At 48.7% G+C, this 18,787-nt stretch carries 13 protein-coding genes; 1 reads left to right on the top strand and 12 read right to left on the bottom strand.

Annotated elements, in window-relative coordinates:
- Positions 1–123 precede the first annotated feature (123 nt).
- From JIG40_RS15225 to JIG40_RS15185, 9 genes are all read right to left on the bottom strand, one after another.
- Positions 124–870: a hypothetical protein gene (locus JIG40_RS15225; RefSeq protein WP_193256250.1), complete on the bottom strand. Its 747-nt coding sequence runs from the start codon at positions 868–870 to the stop codon at positions 124–126.
- A 25-nt stretch (positions 871–895) separates the two neighbouring features.
- A complete protein-coding gene (locus JIG40_RS15220; protein ID WP_020904076.1) occupies positions 896–3,910 on the bottom strand; it encodes a VPA1269 family protein in 3,015 nt (1,004 codons plus the stop codon).
- Positions 3,907–5,406, bottom strand: a complete 1,500-nt coding sequence (locus JIG40_RS15215) for a site-specific integrase (RefSeq protein WP_074530712.1) — start codon at positions 5,404–5,406, stop codon at positions 3,907–3,909. The genes JIG40_RS15220 and JIG40_RS15215 overlap by 4 nt, the downstream gene beginning before the upstream one ends.
- A 340-nt stretch (positions 5,407–5,746) precedes the next feature.
- Positions 5,747–6,805 carry a ferric ABC transporter ATP-binding protein gene (gene fbpC, locus JIG40_RS15210; protein ID WP_061056695.1) on the bottom strand — a complete coding sequence of 353 codons (1,059 nt, stop codon included), beginning with the start codon at positions 6,803–6,805 and terminating at the stop codon, positions 5,747–5,749.
- Positions 6,806–6,816: 11 nt separating this feature from the next.
- Positions 6,817–8,913, bottom strand: a complete 2,097-nt coding sequence (locus JIG40_RS15205; protein ID WP_199465604.1) for an iron ABC transporter permease — start codon at positions 8,911–8,913, stop codon at positions 6,817–6,819.
- A 104-nt stretch (positions 8,914–9,017) separates the two neighbouring features.
- Positions 9,018–10,052 (bottom strand): ABC transporter substrate-binding protein, encoded by a 1,035-nt coding sequence (locus JIG40_RS15200; protein WP_020327856.1) that lies wholly within the window; start codon positions 10,050–10,052, stop codon positions 9,018–9,020.
- A gap of 106 nt (positions 10,053–10,158) precedes the next feature.
- Entirely contained in the window at positions 10,159–11,478 is a 1,320-nt protein-coding gene (gene uhpC / locus JIG40_RS15195; RefSeq protein ID WP_199465603.1) for an MFS transporter family glucose-6-phosphate receptor UhpC, read from the bottom strand.
- A 92-nt stretch (positions 11,479–11,570) separates the two neighbouring features.
- The gene (uhpB, locus tag JIG40_RS15190; protein ID WP_199465602.1) at positions 11,571–13,136 is read right to left on the bottom strand and encodes a signal transduction histidine-protein kinase/phosphatase UhpB; all 1,566 of its coding nucleotides are present in this window, start codon (positions 13,134–13,136) and stop codon (positions 11,571–11,573) included.
- A gap of 2 nt (positions 13,137–13,138) precedes the next feature.
- Positions 13,139–13,765, bottom strand: coding sequence for a response regulator transcription factor (locus JIG40_RS15185; RefSeq protein ID WP_061056692.1), 627 nt, complete (start codon positions 13,763–13,765; stop codon positions 13,139–13,141).
- 280 nt (positions 13,766–14,045) lie between these two features.
- Here JIG40_RS15185 and JIG40_RS15180 point away from each other — a divergent pair, with 280 nt between their 5' ends.
- Entirely contained in the window at positions 14,046–16,310 is a 2,265-nt protein-coding gene (locus tag JIG40_RS15180; RefSeq protein WP_199465601.1) for a penicillin acylase family protein, read from the top strand.
- A gap of 81 nt (positions 16,311–16,391) precedes the next feature.
- Here the strand turns inward: JIG40_RS15180 and JIG40_RS15175 are convergent, their stop codons facing one another.
- From JIG40_RS15175 to JIG40_RS15165, 3 genes are all read right to left on the bottom strand, one after another.
- Positions 16,392–17,126, bottom strand: a complete 735-nt coding sequence (locus tag JIG40_RS15175) for a recombinase family protein (protein WP_199465600.1) — start codon at positions 17,124–17,126, stop codon at positions 16,392–16,394.
- Between the two features lie 224 nt (positions 17,127–17,350).
- Positions 17,351–17,971, bottom strand: coding sequence for a LysE family translocator (locus JIG40_RS15170; RefSeq protein WP_199465599.1), 621 nt, complete (start codon positions 17,969–17,971; stop codon positions 17,351–17,353).
- 317 nt (positions 17,972–18,288) lie between these two features.
- Positions 18,289–18,723 (bottom strand): thioesterase family protein, encoded by a 435-nt coding sequence (locus JIG40_RS15165; protein ID WP_020327848.1) that lies wholly within the window; start codon positions 18,721–18,723, stop codon positions 18,289–18,291.
- Positions 18,724–18,787: the final 64 nt, after the last annotated feature.

Here is an 18,787-nt window from a genome sequence, read left to right as displayed (position 1 = left end):
GCCAAGTATGCGCTGATTCAGTTTTCTAAATTCTCATCCAACATGGACTCACACAGGCTATTGTTATTGTCACTTTCAGCTATTACATTACTTTCAAATACTATCGCTTCAATAAGATAGAAATTACAGGAGTAATTTCTGAGGTAGAATTTTCTCTATTACTTCTTTGAAACCAGGATCAGATATAGGCGTATGTGTTTTTATTGGTCTAGCAGCGTATAGAACCCCTTCATCATCGAAGTATAGTTGTTTATTCTGGCCATTTAAGAAGTTTCTTAGAATCTCTACATCCAAGCTATCTAGTTGAGCTGTTGGCTGGCTTGGATTGATATCACAATTAGTTGTTGATGGCTGCGAATGATAGTCGGGATACACTGCGGGCAATTCGCGAAGTCCGCGTAATGCTGCATTCTGCTTTGTTAGCGAAGTCATCTGACCGTAGAGAACCGAGATTTTGTACCGCAGCACAGGATCGGTAATCTTCATCAAGTCTTCTTCAGTAATTAAGGAGTTTGATTGGTGAGAGGAAACAACCGTATCAGCGTTGTTTTGTGTGGTTGCCTCAACCAATGCTGAAATGCCAAGTTGTTTACTCTGCGCTACCTTAATCCAACAATCAATTAGAATGGGATATGGATTCTTACCCTCCCTTCTGTTGTAAATCGTACGCTCCGAAACGAGCATTCCTTTACTGGCGAGAGCTTTTACTATTGCTGGGACGGATGGGATAGCGTTAACCTCTACCATTTTTTCACAAGCTTTGTTTATCGCACTCAAAGTTGCTTTAACGTTAGCTTTTGTTGCATCTTCGTAAAGTTCATCGTAGAGCTTTTGGGTATCAGATGTTGTGAGAATGTCTTTTTCTTTCATGTGCTTAACTCTAGCGCTCCACTGCTTATGTAGTAGGTTTTTGTAGAATATTAATTGGTACAGACTTAAGTAATTCTTGCTCAAGCCCTAGCTCATTCAGGTAAACGCGACCATCTTTTAGAAGTTGAAGTGTCTCGGCATCAACTTTTGTCACCAGAAATTTTGCAAATGCGTCAGCAGCCTGCCTTTTTTCCTCGGGTGTTAAATTCATTAACATCAATGGCTTTAGTTCATTTCTCAGCAAAATTGTGTCGATAAACTGATCACGTTCCCGTTCAAAATCTTCATTTCTTTCATACTGATAGAAACGACTAGCTTGAATAACAAAATCCAAGTTTTGGAAGTTATTTGGTGATTCTTTGTAGTCAAACTCGAATTCTGAATCACTACGTATTAATAATGCAGGAAGGTTGTCCTGATGGTCATTTTGTTCATCAATAATAGGATGTTTAGGTAGATGTTTTATCTTCTCAATTAGGTTGTGAGTCGCATGCAACTCTTGAAAAACTTTGTCTAGTTCGACTGATTTCTTTTCGTGAAGGGTTTCAGCTTTTTTAATCTTTGTTACAAGTTGTGGTGGTACTTCTCCGCCATTCTTTTGAAGATCTTTGCGTTTGACTTTTAGTGTTTTGATATCTTCTAAACTCTCGCTTAACTCTTTTGAGGTTTTTTCGGATTTGAGTAGAAGCGCATTTCCATGCACCCAAAGTTCAGTTAACCAAGGAAGCCCTGTAATGAAGTGTCTGCATATCACGCAGTTTTTTTCCTCAACGGGTAAGTAAATGTTTCTACCTTTGCCATTCTTGCGAACACAAATACCACCGTCGTGACATCTGGTTCCATTGTATGGGCACAATCCTAAAGTTGTTGTGTTCCACAAGGAGGAGGTACAACGAGAAACATCAGACATAACCCCCTCAATTGCATCTTCGGAGTTATAAGCTGCGTATTTGGCAACTTGATCCCATGCTGCTTCTTTGAGCCAGCTCTGAAAGCTCTTTTGATATTTAAGCTCTAAATCTCGACTAGCTTCACTAAGTAATTCGCTAATATGGCTTGGATGATATTTCAAATAGTGAATTGTCATCAGGATACTTTTGTGTCCTGCCACAATTTTACTCAAAACTTCGATAGGGACACCTTGCTGAGCAAGGGAAGTTAATCCCGCAAGCCGCAACCCATGAGGATTGTAAAGTGCTTGTTGGGGTGCTCCTGTATTTTTGTTACGAGTTAGAATTAGTTGGCAATCTATACCTTCATCATGTAGTCGCTTCTCTAGTTCATCCATTAATTTGACCCAGAACTCATGCAACATACGATTTGATGGTGGCATCTGACGATTTCCGTTCTTGACTTCTTTAGCTGAACGAAACAAATAGAAGCGATCAGGAATCGAATCAATAACTTGTTTTGTAGGTTCACCTTCAAAAATGGATGTCGGAATATCTTTGAACTTCACTGGAGCTACTGCTGGATTGTACTTTTCCTGCCACACCCTTAATTCATCTAGATATTTGATTACATTGGGGTTTTTCCAAGGTATTTCGTAACCCGAAAACTCGTTAAAGCCAACTTTTTTATCAGAAATTTTATTTGAGTTGATATATAAAACAAATTGCGGATTTAAAACGCCATTGAAGAATTTTCGCCTAAAAACGCCTCTATTTTGGACTTTTGCACCAGTATTCTTCCAGTAGTTTGCTAATTGATGATCGTTTTTTACCCACATGTCTGCTTGAGCATCGTATCTCCAGATGTCTCCTTCACCTGAGTCAAGGCGTAAGACTTGAATTTTACGGATGGGTATTTCAAGCATAACAAGATACAAATACGTGATTACAGGTATCCAGACAGGGCGGCCATTTTCATCAAGAATGCTTTCGTTATACTGGGAGGTTAAAGACTTTGCCCAGGCATAATCATTCTCAGTCAATATTTCTTTAAGGCTTAGAACCATCCAAAGCGGGGGACAGGGTTTGGGTGATTCGCTTGGATATATTTCACCATTATCTTCTCCTCCATGTTGTTGTATGATTTGATCAATTCTGTGGTTCGGCATGAGAGGATAGGCAAGGGTTGTTAGTTCACCATTCTCATCTACATCAGACATATATTTGGCTATAAACCAATTGCTGTAAGTATTGATGGCAGTGAGTGTTTTAATCAATACTTTATTGCTGAGTCCATTACTCTCTTGTTGTTCATTTAACCATTCGTAGAACTCTTCTCCGCGATATTTAGAAAAGTATAGACTTGGCTCGTTAGGAAATGGAGAGCTGTTTGATGCATATGTTTCTTCAAGGAAATCGCGGAATTTCGCAGCCGCATCTTTGAATGCTTTCGTTGAAAATGCTTTTTTTGCGTCTAAGAATTCGAACCAAGAGCTAACCCACTTTTTCATGTGCTTTTCTGGCTGTGCGAACAGATCCTTGGTTTTGTTTCTGGTATCACTTCGTTGGACTTCAGTACACTTTACGAAATCGGCACTGTTGAAATGATGATCAAGGCAGAGAGCAAACCCTCTTAGTGCTTTATGATGATGTGGCGTTGTATCGTGGTGCCATCTATCTTTCTCTGTTCTAAGGGGGCGAATAAATTCCTTAAATTTATCGAGAGTTATATCAGAGAGAGTTCTAACCTTTGTAGCATATTGAAAAATCTCAACGCATTGTTCAAATCGTTTTTCAGCAGATCTTCGACCATCTTCGGTTTTTACCTTGGCGTTAAGAAGCAGTTTGTCTGCAAGTACTGATAGCTCTTTGTATAAGTTAGATGCCTGTCTTTTTGCTAACTCAGGTGCATTGAAACGCTTTTCTGTCCCAAATTTTTGGTAGAAAAACAAGCTATTGATTGTGATGTCACCATTATCTATCAGTTGTTCTAATGTATCCATTCCAGACTGGTATGCTCTTTGAGATGCTAAGCTGACAAAGCTTTGTGGAGAGGTAAACATCTCACTGATTTTGGCGAGTTCTTCATCAGTAACAGAGGCGCTGAATTGGATACCTTTAAGGTTATGAGGGTTATCGGATGTCATCATATGTGTAGGTAACTCGTGTCTTGTAGGGAAAGGTCTTTTGGAAGGCTAGGAGAATATTTGGATAATGTTTCTTGGATTTTCTGATATGAGATCCCTTGGTATGCTTCCTGTGCCTTAATAGTCCGTTGGTGCAGACATTTCTGTATAATCTTGGGGTTTACTCCCATTTCTTTGAGTGCTTCCACATAGCAATGTCGATGACTATGAGGGTTTGTAGCAGCTTCTCTACCTCGGTGGATTTTGAATCCAAGATGCAGTTCAAGCCTATCTAACGCTTTATTATAGCTTTTCATAAATTGACTGATTGAATAAGGAGCACCGACGTAACTCTCTCCAGTATTTCTGTCTTCACCTATAGATACAAACAAGAATGGGTGGTCATGCCCATGAAGCTCTTCATAGGTCTCCATGAGTTTACTTCTATAGGCTAGATAATGCGGATAAAGAGATGAGAAAATAGCTTCTGCTGAACTATGTAGCCAGTGTACGTCGGCATGATAAGAGGTTTTATCTACGGCAAGTTTTTTCCAGCCAGCCTTAAGTGACTTTGGGTTTGCCTTGTCATGCCGAGGGAGTAGTCCCCGCTCTTTGAGATAGTGTTTTCTAGTCTTATCTTTTTCACCGATTAAGTTTGTTTTTGCCACGCTAGGGTGATACAGCGTTACTTGACACTTGAACTCTAGTAGTGGGGTGACATCGTTATACCAAAGGTGAAATGGCTCACTTTTTCTAAGTCCGCCAAATAGTAGCAATAAAGTGATCATTTTTGCTGTGATATCTTCACGTTCAAACGGTTTTGTTGCTAGAGGGTTTTTTACGAATCCATATTCGAAAAGTGGAGCTATCAATTCATGAGGAAAGCTCTTAACTTCACGTTGTGCATTTATATAAGCCTTTGGATCATCTTCAAATTCATAGCCAAAAGTCTCACGAGCCAATAGGAGTTTCTCTGCTATTAACGTTGGGTCTTTGGCGTGTTCCATAAAACTATTGCTAATAACCTTTTTAGCCGTTTTCAATAAAGATAAGGTCAATTTTTCACTATTTTTTGTAGGTGCTACGAATGTTGTGGAACCATTAGACAGTGATTCTTCCTGATTCACCCAGTAAATGAATTTTGAAAGAGATCCTATTAATCTTTTTGCTTTAGTTAAGCCTGTTGGTGACCAGTACAAGCCTGTAGGATCTTTCTCATTAGTATCTATTGTGCCGTTTTCGAGGCTAAACATGAATTTACGGAGTTGTGTACGTTGATTAACACTGGTGATGTTGCAAGCAGTACAATAATCATAAAATAGCCCAACTGCACGAGCTGTATCACGCATCCAAGTATCACTTCTTGATGTGTGAGCAAGGAAGTAGTGAACCAGTGACCACATAACTGTAAAACCATCATTAGATTCGAGATATAGCACTGGGAATGCGGTCGCAGGCACTGTCCCTACCTTTTGCTTTACGATGAAATGATACCTGCCTATTGGAGCAAACTCGTTCATAGTTGACCTATACTTCCATGTGTTATGATTTAATGGTAATTGTTAGCTGGGGGTTACGCAAGGTGGAGGCAGTAAAAGTAAGAGCTACAAAATATGACAATTTGAATAAAACTAGACAAAATTTAAGCATTAGTAGTAATATGTGGTAACTCTTATTTAGGGGGTTAAAAGAGCACGTCCCTTCTAAGGATGTGGTCGTAGGTTCGAATCCTACAGGGCGTGCCATTTATTCTAAGCCTCAGCAGTTTCTGCTGGGGCTTTTTCGTTTCTGGCGCTCCACTGAGTGATAGAAACAAGAAACCCCACCGAGGTGGGGTTAGTCTGATTTACCGAAAATGAACTAGGCCTCGTCGGCAGGGAGCAAGAACAGCCCTCTCGGGTTGAACTCGAGATAAGCGTGTTTGGTCAGCTCCTGGCGAAATTGGGCTGAGTTGAGTTGTAGCAGCAGCTCCTGATCGTGCCATTTGACCGTGACTTCATACATTGAACCCATGTACGCGTATTTGAGTACCTCACATGCCTGGCTGTTTTCGCCCTGCGTACTCAGGGTAATGGCTTCCGGGCGAACACCAATCTGATATTCTCCCTTCGCTTTGCCTTGCGTCGCCTCTGGGTCGGCATCAATCGCGTAACCATGAATGTGAATACGTTCACCGTCGAAATGGCCCTGAAACAGGTTGGCTTCACCCATAAAGTTCGCCATAAACATCGATTTCGGCGACTTGTAGAGCTCTTGCGGCGATCCAATCTGCATGATCTCTCCGCTTTTCATCACGATCACCGTATCCGATACCGCAAAGGCTTCAGCCTGATCGTGCGTGACATACAGCGAGGTAATGTCGAAACGTTGTTGCAACTCGCGAATGGTTTCACGCATGCTGCGGCGCAGGTTGGCGTCCAGGTTACTTAAGGGTTCGTCGAATAACAGCACTTTGGGTTTGAGTACCAGAGCCCGGGCGAGGGCAACGCGTTGCTGCTGGCCACCGGAGATCTGATCGACAAAGCGCTCACCCATGCCTTCTAAGTCGACGATTTTCAACGCTTCATCGACCCGCTGGCGAATTTCTTCGGCCGGGAGTTTGAGCATTTTTAGCCCATATGCCACGTTCTCATACAAGGACATATGCGGGAAAAGGGCGTACGACTGAAACACCATACAGATATCGCGCTGCTGAATGGAACGTTCCGTCACATCCTCACCGTCGATAAAGATTTGGCCGCTGGTGGGTTTTTCCAGTCCGGCCACCAAACGCAGCACAGTCGTTTTACCGCAACCCGATGGACCGAGCAGGGTCACCAGGCTGCCTTTCTTAATTTCCAAATCCAGATTACCGATCACGGTATTGTTACCGAATCGCTTGCAGATGTTTTTCAGTACAACGAAGTTTTGTTTTTCCATGGTGACGTCTCCTAGGAATCTTGGTTGGTGGCTTTGGAGCGGGAAATACGAGCTTCACCGACCAATAAATCAAACAACAGAATGATGGCTAACATCACCACAATCAGGACAGAGCCATACGCAATGGCAATCCCGTATTCACCGTCTTCGACGCGGTTCAGTATGTACGACGTGGCAACACGGGTTTCCGGGGTAACCAGAAAGATAATCGCGCTTACCGTCGTCATCGCACGCACAAAGCTGTAGACCAGTGTCGACAGAATCGCCGGGCGCAGCAGTGGCAGGATGATGTGACGAATGGTTTGCAGGGAACTGGCGCGCAGGCTCAATGACGCTTCATCAAGTGATTTATCGAGCTGACCAAGTCCGGCGATACCGGAGCGAATGCCCACCGGCACGTTACGCATCACCATCGAGATCACCACAATTGCCGCGGTGCCCGTCAGGTAAATAGGCGCATCGTTAAACGCCAGAATATACGACACCCCCGCCACGGTGCCCGGAACGGCAAAGCAGAGCATGGTTGAGAATTCGATGACCTTTTTACCGTAGAACTGCTGACGAACCACTACATACGCAATCAGCAAGCCGAACAGGGCGGTGATTGGCGCCGCGACACCCGCGTAAATCATGGTCGTGATCAGTGACGGCCAGGCACCATCAGACATGCCGTTGCCAAACAGGTTGAGGTAGTTTTGCAGTGTGAGCGTGTAATCCACCCCCCAGTTCACGGTGAAACTACCAAAGAAGATGCTGCCGTACAGAAGCACGTTAAACACCATCCAGACATACAACGTCAAGGTGACGCCCAGTTTGAGTGACGCTGGCATATCCTGCACGTCGCCACGATAGGCTTTGCCGGAAATCGTGACGTAGGAACGTTGCCCAATCCACAGATACTGGACGACAAAGATGGCCAGAGAGAACAGCAGCAGGACAGAACCCAGCGTACTGGCAGAGGCATAATCGAGCTGTGCTCCGGCGATGTAGAAGTAGATTTGGGTCGCCAGAACGTCAAAGCTTCCGCCCAGCACCAACGGGTTACTGAAATCGGCCAACGACTGCACGAAAATAATCAGGAACGAGTTAGCGAGCGCCGGTTTCAAGAGCGGAATAATGATGCCAAAGAATGTCTGATAACGGTTGGCTTTCAGCGTGTAAGACGCCTCTTCCAGTGACGGATGGAGGGATTTGAGGGCGCCATCCAGAATCATGAACGACATTGGCGCAAACGCGAGAACCTGAGCCAGCCAAATGCCGGTAAAACCATATAACCAGTTGGTTTTTTGCAGCCCGAACCAGTCCACCATCAATTCAGTGATGTAACCAGAGCGACCCAGCATTAAGGTCACGCCGAGTCCGACGATGAACGGCGGGGTCACGATGGGCAGAATGGAAAACACGCGGGCAATAAACGCCGACCGTTTGGCGATGCGCGTGGTGTAAATGGCGAAGATCAAACCAAAGAACGTGGCACCCACCCCCACCGCAATACCCAGAACGATGGAGTTGCGGATCACCGACAGGGTATGAGATTGCGAGAGAATCTCCATAAATTGCCACGCGGTCCATTGGCCCATCTCATCTTTGAACATCGGCAGGAAAATCGCGATGCTTGGAAAAATAATGAAAATGGCAATCAGCAAAATAATGCTGATGAGCGACCCAATCACAAAATGGTCGCCGCCCAAATATTCAAGGCGGGCGAAAGCCGTGGTCATGACAGCGCCAAGCGCAATAAACAGCAAGATGGTGGAATAACCCAAACCCTGATGCGTCAGCCAGGAGCTGATCAGTATCACCAGCATGCACAGCGCGGAATAGCCGATATCCAGATAATGGCGGACTTTGTGCTGACGTCCTGCGGGTTGAAGTGGGCGAACAATCAGAAACAGAGGCAGGCTGAACCAGAGCCAGGAAATATTGACAGAGCTCCAGCCCATCGCGTCGTAAAACTCGTCTGCGGTCGATTCAAACAAACCATAGTCCAAAGCAAAGGATGGCAGAAGGATAAAGCTAAACACCATCACGCCAAGCCAGTAAAAAACGGCATCGATGCGCCGTGGCTGGCTGGTCGTGAGGTTCAAAGCCTGAATTCGCTCGTTCATGTTGGAACCTTTTTTTGAGCTGCACTCAGCCTGCCCGCCAGAACCAGCAGACTGAGTGTCAGGTGATGAAAGCCGTCATAGGACGGTCAGAAAGAACTGATGGATTAGTTGCCCATCTTGACGTCGTTCACCCATTTGGTGATCAAACGCTTACGCTCGTCGGAAGAACCGTAGGTTTCCATGTCGTAATTAATCAATTTGAGGTCTTTCGGATTGAGGGCATTCGGCGATTGCTCTGCCAAGGTGTTGGTCAGGATTTGGAACGATTCGCCTTGTTGCCATGCCAGTTCCTGACCTTCTTTCGATAGCACCCAGTCAACGAACAGTTTGGCATTGTCCAGGTTACGGGCACCTTTGATAATGCTCACACCGCCAATTTCGTAGCCAGTGCCTTCACAAGGAGAAATCAGCTCCAGTGGCGCACCTTTGGCTTGTTCTAGCGAATAGTCATGAAGGAAGCCAATGCCGATGGCGATTTCGCCGCGCGCAGAGTTACGTGACGGAGTCACGCCTGATTTGGTGTACTGAGAGACGTTTTTGTCGAGTTGTTTGAAGTATTCAAAAGCCGTTGGCTCATCCCAAAGCTGAATGAAGGTGGCCAGCGCTGTGTAGGCTGTGCCCGAACTTTGTGGATCAGCAATCTGAATTTCGCCCTGATACTCCGGTTTGGTCAGATCGCTCCAGCAGCGAGGAACCGGAATGCCTTTTTGAGCCAGACGCTCGGTGTTAACACCAAAGCCCAGAATGCCCATGTAGACGGCGGACGAGTAGTTCCCTTTGCGTTTGGCTGGATCGCGGAAGTTGGTCATGATGTTATCAAGCTGAGGAGACTGATAGGCTTGCAGCAAGTCCATTTCACCCGCTTGAGATTGAGGGTCGAGTGTGCCGCCGTACCAGACATCGGCACGCGGGTTATTTTTCTCAGCATCGATTTTAGCCAGCGTGCTGCCTGAGCCGTTGCGAACAAAGGATGTTTTCACATCATATTTGTCGGCAAACGCTTTGGTTTCAGCTTCACACATGGCGTTGGTGGCGCTGCAGTAGACAACCAGACGCCCGGCCGCCTGAGCAGCGGGCGCGGCCATCACCGAACCGAGGATACTTAGTGCGAGCAGCGTACGTTTTGCGTTAACAATCATTGGGTTTTCCCTCTTGTTTATGCCTGCCAGAATCCCCGATCAGGCAAAAATGCCAATCAGGTCACCAAGCGAAGCATTGTCACGTTGTTGGATGGTAGAGTTTTCATCATATTGGTAGCTCATCGTCCGAGTTCGGTTGCTGAGCTTTTATAAACGGCAGCAGTTGCAAACTGATCACGGCTGCTGCCGCGGTAATCAAACAGAAAAAGCCTTCCCAGCCCCAATGTTCGATAGCCAGAGACATCGGGTAACTCGCCAGTGCGGCGCCCAGATAACTGAACAAGCCGATAAATCCGGTGGCGGTGCCTGCCAGGTCTTTTCTGGCACATTCGGCAGCGGCCATGCCGATCATCATTTGTGGGCCGAAGACGAAAAAGCCGATACAGAAAAAACATCCGGCCAGAAAGCCAATGTGGTCGACGGGGGTCAGCCACAGCGCCGCGACCGAAGCAAAAATGCCTAATGCAAAAATCAGATTCATTGGCGCACGGTTACCATGAAAATATCGGTCCGAACCCCAGCCGCCAAACAGTGAGCCCAGAAATCCGCCCACTTCAAACATCGAAACGGCGCTGTTGGCGCTCAGCACATCAAAGGAATGGCGCTCAACCAGATACAGAGCACCCCAATCGTTGATCGCGATGCGCACGACATACACCAACAGATAAGATCCACACAGCAACCAGATGTAGCGATTGGTCAGTACATAGCGATAGACCGCAGCATTAAAGGGCAGGTCTTGCCCTTCCTTTTCATGCTCAAGTTCCAGTGCGTCGTTGCGCCATTGTCCGACCGAGGGCAATCCCATTTCAGTCGGCTTTTCCTGAATGCGATAGCAGAGCCAGATGCCAACCAGTACCGCCACACAGCCGGGCACGATGAACCCGTAACGCCAGCCAAAATTCAGGCTGATAAAGCCAATCGCAACCGGGATCAGCGCGCCACTCAAGTTGTGGCAGGTATTCCAAATGGACCACCAGAAGCCCCGCTCACTGCGCGAGTACCAACTGGTCAGGATCTTGGCACAGGCTGGCCAGCCCCAACCCTGAAAGAACGCGTTGACTGTCCACAGCAACGTAAACGCCAGCAAGGATGAACTGAAGCCAAAGGCGATATTGACGATGCCGGTAGCCAGCAAACCCAGCCCCATAAAGTAGCGTGAGCGCGAATGGTCTATCATCAGCCCGGACACAAACTTGGAGACGCCGTACGTGAGGTAAAACAGGGTGCCTAACAGACCAAGATCGGAATAGTCGAGGCCTAAATCTGTCAGCATGCCCGGCAGCGCGAAGTTGAAGCTTTTACGGGTCAGGTAAAAGACGGCGTATCCGACATACATGGAAACCATCAATTGAATGCGCCAGTAGCGGTAAGCCTGATTGGTGTCCATGTTTGTGCTGTTGTTGAGTGTCGGCACAATCTTCATGCTTGTTTGTCCTTGTTGAATCTGATCCTAGAGAGAAGGAGCAGGAAAAACATGAGAAGGAGTTGTATTCATCTAGGAAATATTCCTAGTTTTTAGTCAGTAGGTGATGATTTTGTGGGCAGGTTAACAATTATGCGCGTACCGCCCTTAGGCGAAGATGGCGTGGTGACGTTGAGGCTGCCACCCAGCGCGGACACCCGCTCAGCCAATCCTTTCAGACCCTGACCACGAATGCGCCAGTCCGACGGCAGGCCAACGCCGTCGTCTTTCACTTCCAATACCATATCGCTGCCGGGGAACAGGCTGATATTAACAGTGCGTGCTTTGGCGTGTTTGGAGACGTTGTTGAGCAGCTCCTGCACGATGCGAAACAGCGTCACGCTGGTGGTATCGTCAAGTTTTTGCGGATCCACACCCATATTGAGGCCAACCTGAATGCCTTGTTCGCTGAAACGCATCTCTTGGATCAACTGACGAATGGCATGTTCCAGCCCAAGCTCATCAAGGATATGGGGTCGCAACTGCTTTAACAGTTGGCGGGTGGAATGGTGGATTCGCATCGCCAGAGACTGAATACTTGCGGCGGCGTTCCGAGCCTGTTCATCTTCGGCCAGCCGCTGCGCTAGCATGGATTGGATCTGTATCGCTGTGATGTTCTGACCGATTTCATCGTGCAGTTCTCTGGCTACCGATTTGCGAATTTGCTCCTCGACAGAAACCAACTGGCGAGCCAGATTCTGCTTTTCTTCCAGTTCCCGTGCCAGCCGGAGGTTGACCTTCTGCACCAGCAGTGCCAACTGATGCTGACGACTGATTGCGATCCCCAGTCCCAGACCAACCAACGCCTGGCTGGACATGAAAATCAGCAGCTCCTGATCGGAGTCAAATGAGCCGCTGATCTGACGTGCAGTTGCGAGCAGGATGCAGTTCAAGCTGCTCGCCAGTACCCCTCCTTGCCAGCCATAGCGGTAGGCCATGAATATGGTTGGCAACATGATGATCAGCAGCGCAAATGGCTTCATTTGGTCCAGCAGAGTCAGTTCAGCCAGCAACCCTAAGGCGAAGAAAAACAGGCTCCAGACCAGCATTTTCGGCTTCAGTTTTACATCCTGATGGATGAGTTGCGGTGTCAGGGGCGACCAGGTCTGATGGCGCAGGTAGTCAGCGACCAGATAGAGAAACGGCGTCAACACAATTCCGCCAGTCAACGATGCGACCGTGACGGCGGTGATGGTGTCGGCGTTGATGCGAAGTGGCTTGCCGAGCAGCACGAACGTCAGTCCGGTGGCTGCGCTGTGCACGATGACCAGTGCGACAATCAACAGCAGTTTTTGCCAATAGAGAGTGAGGTGTTGCCAGCGCTTGCGGGCAAAAGAGGTCGCAAACCAGGCGACAAACGGCATCAGCAACAACACCGAATCCGCCTCGGTGGGCAGATACACCAGAATCGCACCCGCCAGTAGCAGATCGCTGAGGATCAGTACCCAGAGGTAAGCGGGCTTCACCAGCAGATAAACCGCTAATCTCAGGCCCGTGGGAAATAAGAGATACGCGTGCAGTGGGGCCTGACTCAGATATTGGCTGATGTTCCACAAACTGAACTGACTGATGCTGTAGAGCAGAAAGCTGAAGGTCAGCGTAAACAGGAGTCCCGGCATACTTAGCCTTCCGCTAACAGATGGTGCTGTATGGCAAAACGAATCAGGTCGACATTATTGGTCAGGTTGAGTTTGCTGAGGATGTTTGCGCGGTGCACATGCACCGTCTTGTGGCTGAGAAACAGCGCCTGCGCAATTTCTTTAACTTCTTTACCTTGTATCAACTGGTCAAACACTTCCAGCTCGCGTTTGGTCAGATCGACCAGCACATTGTTGATGTCCGGGTTGCTGAGATTGACCAGCGCATCGGCACACAAATAGCGCTTGCCTGCCGCCACGGTGCGAATGGCGCTCGCCAGTTCACTCGGGCCACACCGTTTAGACAGATAGCCTTGAGCGCCAGCATCGAGCGCCTTTTTCACAAAAGAGGCGGAATCGTAGATGCTGAGAATGATGGCTTTGAACGCCGGATCGCGTTGGCGAAGCCTTTCCAACAGGCTCAAGCCATTTTCGTCCGGCATCGAGATGTCGATGACCGCCACATCCACAGGCGTTTGAGTTAATCCGCGAAAGGCGTCGCTGGCGCTGTCAAATTCGCCGGCAACAGCAATGTCTTGCTCCAGATTCAGTAACTGAGCGAATCCGGAACGTACGATGGTATGGTCGTCAATCAGAGCTATTTTTATCATTGTTGTTTATTTATGAAGCTTTTGTGAACACTCTCAATAATGATTGGCAGTCTATCGGGTATTGCGTTGCGTTATCGAGAGGTACTGCACAGCACGATTATTTGACCATTCGGGTTGTGTAAGTCACTGACTGTCCCTCTCGCACCGTTTCTCACTGAAAAGCGTACTCAACAAAGCACCTAAAGTTGATCTGCACAGGGGATTTTATGTAAATGATATGTGTTATCATTATCGTTAAATTTTCTAAGACAATGCGATACGACAGGCAGGCTTTAACGGTATGAATCAACACGAATGGGATCAGGTTAATATTCGTTGGACGGATCATGATGTTCCGCACATCGAAGCGCAGAATTACGCAAGTTTGGGTTTTGGCTACGGTTACGTGCATGCGCGCGACCGCTTGTGTGAGCTATCCGGTCAGGTGATCACCTTGCGGGGTGAGCGCTCAAAACATTATGGTGCGGAGCGCTTATCCACCATTGGTTTTCTCAAAACCACCAACCTGAATTCCGATCTGATGTTTCGTTTACGTCTGCCGCCTGAGTGGGTTGAAAATGAACTGGCAAAGCTCAGCACGCAAACGCGTGAGTACGTGCAAGGCTACGTGCGCGGATTGAATCACTATGTGGATCAGATGCCGGCAGACGAGAAACAGCGTTGGCGCGCCGATGAGCCGCTGGTGACCTTTACCGAGCAAGACGTGGTAAGGGCCGCGATGCGCTTTGGCATCATGAAAGAGCTGGTGGAAATTGGCCCGCACCTTGTTTCGTCGGCGCAGCAATGGCGCTCGGAATCCGCACCTGACACGGTCGATTCACCGCATGCGACACCGGTTGAAGTGGAGGGTGGCTTTGGCAGTAACGCCTGGGCATTTGGTGGCGATGTTGTCGCCGGAGAGCGTGCGATCTTGCTTGGCAACCCCCATTCGGCCTGGAAAAGAACGCCGCATCAGCAACGCATTTACATGCATCAGTACCATTTGACTATTCCCGGCGAGCTAGACGTTGCAGGTACCTCATTTCTTGGTTTCCCGCTGCCGATGACTGGCTATAACGCCGATGTGGCGTGGAGCATTTTAGATGCGGCGTCGGTGACGCCGTTTGTGTTGCAGAAAATGGCGATTCACACGTCAGGCAATACACTGAGCTATCGAGTCGATAGTGAAAACCGTCCATTATCGATTCGCGCCGTGGCGGTCGAGGTGTTAGAAGCGTCCGGCGAGATCGCGACACGCCATTATGAGTTTCTTGAATCAGAACTCGGGGTGCTCTATCACCTGCCGCATCGCGTGGGCAAACCGCAAGGTTGGTATGCCATCACCAACCCCGGAGAGCAGAATGCGCGCGGGCTGGATCAGTTCATGGCAGCAGCGAAAACCACGTCGACCCGGGACTTTGTTGCGGCCATCGAATCGCAGCGGGGGATTTTGTGCCAGTTGGTGGTGGCCGACCGCCACGGCGAAGTGGCTTATGTGGTTGCGGGCAACGTGCCGCCGCTGACTGATGACGCCATGGCCCAGCGCCATGTTGGCGATGCGGAATCGGCGTTTAATGTGTTGGATGGTACGTGCTCCGATGCCTTTTTGCGCGGTAGCGACGGCCAGCCGTTGCTTGCACCTGCCTCGTTCTACCCGACGGTCATCTCGCGCGGCATTATCCAAAACACCAACAACAGCTATAAATTTTCCGAATTTGGGGCAGTTCAACCGGACTTTCCGTCGGTATTTGGCCAGCATAAGGCGGCGTATCAAGTCGGGAAACACATTGCTGCCGGGCTGCGTTATGACCCAAGGTTGATCATGTCAACGCGCCGACTGGATGAACTTACGGCCGAAGGTTCCATCACGCCAGACAAGGTCTTACCGATCATCTTTGATAACCGCAACTACGCCGCAGAAACGTTTCTTGATCAGCTCTTAAGCGTTGGGCGTGTTTCTGCTTCCGCCGCGGTGTGCCAAGCGTGCGAAGTGCTGAGTCGATGGGATCGCAAAAACAATGCGACCAGCCAAGGTGCGCTGTTATTCCATCTGTTCTGGAACCGTATGGTGCAGCTCAATGTGTTGAACGTTCCCAGCAGTGGCGATCCGACACTGGGCTCTCAACTGGATACCCGTGAGGCGAATGGACCGGTGATCACGCAGGCGTTGGCCGCAACGGTTGATGAGCTAAACGCGTTGGGGTTTGCGCTCGATACTGCGTGGGGCGAGGCGCTGTTTGAGACGGCGGATAACACCAAAATCGCCTTGCATGGCGGCTCGTATCAGGAAGGGCTTCTCAATGGTGAAATGCCTGCACCGCTTGATAAAAACGGTTTCCCGCATATTTTGTTCGGCAGTGCGTATGTGCAGTTGGCGACGTGGGATGAGCAGGGCATTACCGTCCAAGGTATCCTCAGTCACGGCCAGCGCGATGGCGTTGAATCTCTGGGAAGAACAACGCAGTTGCAGCAGTTTGCCAATAAACAACTGCACGACATTCCCTTTACTGAAGCGCAACTTGACGCGGCAACGTTCACCGAAACCGCGTCGCTGCGGATGAGTTAATGCTCCTTCTTTGAATGGCATGACTTGAATAAAAAACGGCACCATCAGGCGCCGTTTTGTCTCCAGACGTTTGTCGGAATCTTATTCATCGCTGTCCGTTGGGCGGCCTCGGTGTCGACGACCTTCGCCACGCCCTTCGCCACGCCCTTCGCCACGGTGATCACCGCGATGCATCCCATGACGGTGGTGGCCGTGGCGGCCATGACCACGGCGACGCAGCGCGCCTTCGTCATCGTGTTCGCTGACCCGGCTTTTGACGCGTTTAACCGTCGACAGGCTGCAATCGCAGATTTGTGCGACTTCTTCCAGTGTTTTGCCTTCCAGCAGCAGGCCAGCGATTTTCATGTGTTTCTCTTTGTTGGCCGGGCGGCCGCGGAATTTCTCTTTCCACGCGCGGCCATCTTCGCGCAGGGCGCGGCGGCCCATTTCTGCGGCATGTAAGCGATGGCGCGTGTCCGCTTGTCCATACCCTTCCAGCACCAGTGCAATTGCCGCGGCGGTTTCGCTGTCCGGAGCCACTGTCATGGCGGGTTTGGTGGTTTTGAGCGTGACGTTTTTCTCCATCAGCAGTTGCAATACGTGTTGGCACTGCTGGAAATCTTTGCTGATGCTGCTCAGCCAGTTGACGGCCAGCGTGTCGCCGCTTTGCAGTGTGTCGACTAAGGCGACAAAGTCTGGGCGTTCCATAGCCGGCATGCGGCCGCGAGCGGAATCTTCAATGTGTGTGGCGTCGGGGAAGGCCGCTTTTAGCGCTTCCATATCTTGCTGGAAATCTGGGTTGCGTGGCGAGAAGCGCGAGTAGGTATAGATAGTCATTTCATCACCTTTTGGTTTATTTGATGTTATGGCTCATAAATATACGCGCTTGAACTCTGTTGTAAACACCAAATGAACCAATGGAGTTTTCGGTTTAGTGCTAATTTTTACATTAATTGTTGAATTTAATGGGGATTGTTAGGAGTGTAAAGCCATGTAAAGAAAGCGGCGCAAGGCCGCTTCGATAGGTCATAAATCAAAAAGAAACGTTTAGCTCACAACGTTTAGCTTACAAACAGCCAAATGCCTACGGCCATCATCAGGGAACCGGAAACGCGATTCATCACGCGAACATTTTGCGATTTGCCCAAGGCGCGTTTTAACCCTTTACCGCCAGTGGCGTAGAGCGTCATACAGACAAATTCGGACACCATGATGATCGACACCAGGAAAATTAATTGTGGTGTCAGGCTGGTCGATTGGTCGATAAATGGCGGTAGCAACGAGATCATAAACGCCCAGCCTTTCGGGTTGGCGATCGCGGTGACAAAACCCTGAACAATTAAGCCCCAATCGCTGCCCTGATAGTGCGTGTCGGACTCGGAAGTGAGCGCCAACTTGCCTTTTGATCGCCACATTTGCACACCAAGGTAAAACAGATAACAGGCACCGACGGTCTTGAAAGCGGTAAATAACCAAGGGTAGTTGAGCATGACGGCTGCAATCCCCACCACGGCCGCGACGGCAACCAATGCCACGCCAATCAGTTCGCCAATCATCATCCACAGTGTGCGTTTGTAACCAATGTTCATACCCAGGGTAAGGGCAAGTGTCATACACATACCCGGCGTAATTGAGACTAAGAAGAAAGTGGGAATAAACATGCCCAGAAGTGCGGTGTTCATGAAAGGTTCCAAATGAAAAGAGGACTGCGGAGCCCCAACAATAAGCCCAGCCGCACGAATGCGCAATATGATTCACACGCTGGTAACATGAGAATTAGTTATAGCCACTATACCCTTCCTGCTTGAAGCTGCGCGGTGTTGGCTGCATTCATTCACCCCAATTACATAGCGTATCTATGCTCATGGGGACTCACTCATTTGCGCCTACCTGCAACTCCAAGTTGTTTGTGTATATGCCGCCATGGCTCACATCGGCACGAATGCAGTATTTCAGGCTGCCTTGTGGATAGCAGCCTGAAGGTCGGTGTCGAACCGTATCAGGAAGGCAGATCCTGAAGGGTTTGAATGGCGTCGAGAATACGCTCTGACAGTTTGGCTTTGGTGCCGTTTTTAAAATCAAACATCACCACAGTGGCGCTGCCTGTGGTGGTCACTTTGCCCAGTTTTTTGCTCACCACCTGATACTCCATGGTGAAGCGATCTTCTTGCACATCGCTCACGCGCGATCCGATCAGCAACGTATCAGGGAAGGTGACCGGAATTTTGTAGCGACTTTGCGTTTCGCTCAGCACCGGGCCGACCTGTGTGATCGCCAAATCTTCCATCAGTTGAATGTGACGAAAGTAATCGATGCGCGCCGTTTCAAAATAGCGGAAATAGACCACGTTGTTGACGTGTTGTAAGGCATCCATTTCGCCCCATGCGACCGGGATTTCAGTCACGACCGGAAAGTCCTGCAGTAAGTTTTCCATCTTCTTTCATTCCTTGGTTGAGCTGTGATTAGACTAATTATTCTAGTCGTTATCGGATAGAGTT

It is taken from the genome of Vibrio sp. bablab_jr001 (genome assembly GCF_016464285.1).
GTDB lineage: Bacteria > Pseudomonadota > Gammaproteobacteria > Enterobacterales > Vibrionaceae > Vibrio > Vibrio fluvialis.
Note: the sequence above shows the minus strand (reverse complement) of the source record. Positions and strands in the feature narration are given on the sequence as shown.

Excerpts from the sequence above, each read along its gene's own strand:
- fbpC (WP_061056695.1), bottom strand. The coding sequence starts at position 6,805 with ATGGAAAAACAAAACTTCGTTGTACTGAAAAACATCTGCAAGCGATTC.
- JIG40_RS15215 (WP_074530712.1), bottom strand. The coding sequence starts at position 5,406 with ATGAACGAGTTTGCTCCAATAGGCAGGTATCATTTCATCGTAAAGCAA.
- uhpB (WP_199465602.1), bottom strand. The coding sequence starts at position 13,136 with ATGCCGGGACTCCTGTTTACGCTGACCTTCAGCTTTCTGCTCTACAGC.
- JIG40_RS15180 (WP_199465601.1), top strand. The coding sequence starts at position 14,046 with ATGAATCAACACGAATGGGATCAGGTTAATATTCGTTGGACGGATCAT.
- JIG40_RS15185 (WP_061056692.1), bottom strand. The coding sequence starts at position 13,765 with ATGATAAAAATAGCTCTGATTGACGACCATACCATCGTACGTTCCGGA.
- JIG40_RS15170 (WP_199465599.1), bottom strand. The coding sequence starts at position 17,971 with ATGAACACCGCACTTCTGGGCATGTTTATTCCCACTTTCTTCTTAGTC.
- JIG40_RS15200 (WP_020327856.1), bottom strand. The coding sequence starts at position 10,052 with ATGATTGTTAACGCAAAACGTACGCTGCTCGCACTAAGTATCCTCGGT.
- uhpC (WP_199465603.1), bottom strand. The coding sequence starts at position 11,478 with ATGAAGATTGTGCCGACACTCAACAACAGCACAAACATGGACACCAAT.
- JIG40_RS15165 (WP_020327848.1), bottom strand. The coding sequence starts at position 18,723 with ATGGAAAACTTACTGCAGGACTTTCCGGTCGTGACTGAAATCCCGGTC.
- JIG40_RS15205 (WP_199465604.1), bottom strand. The coding sequence starts at position 8,913 with ATGAACGAGCGAATTCAGGCTTTGAACCTCACGACCAGCCAGCCACGG.
- JIG40_RS15220 (WP_020904076.1), bottom strand. The coding sequence starts at position 3,910 with ATGATGACATCCGATAACCCTCATAACCTTAAAGGTATCCAATTCAGC.
- JIG40_RS15175 (WP_199465600.1), bottom strand. The coding sequence starts at position 17,126 with ATGACTATCTATACCTACTCGCGCTTCTCGCCACGCAACCCAGATTTC.
- JIG40_RS15225 (WP_193256250.1), bottom strand. The coding sequence starts at position 870 with ATGAAAGAAAAAGACATTCTCACAACATCTGATACCCAAAAGCTCTAC.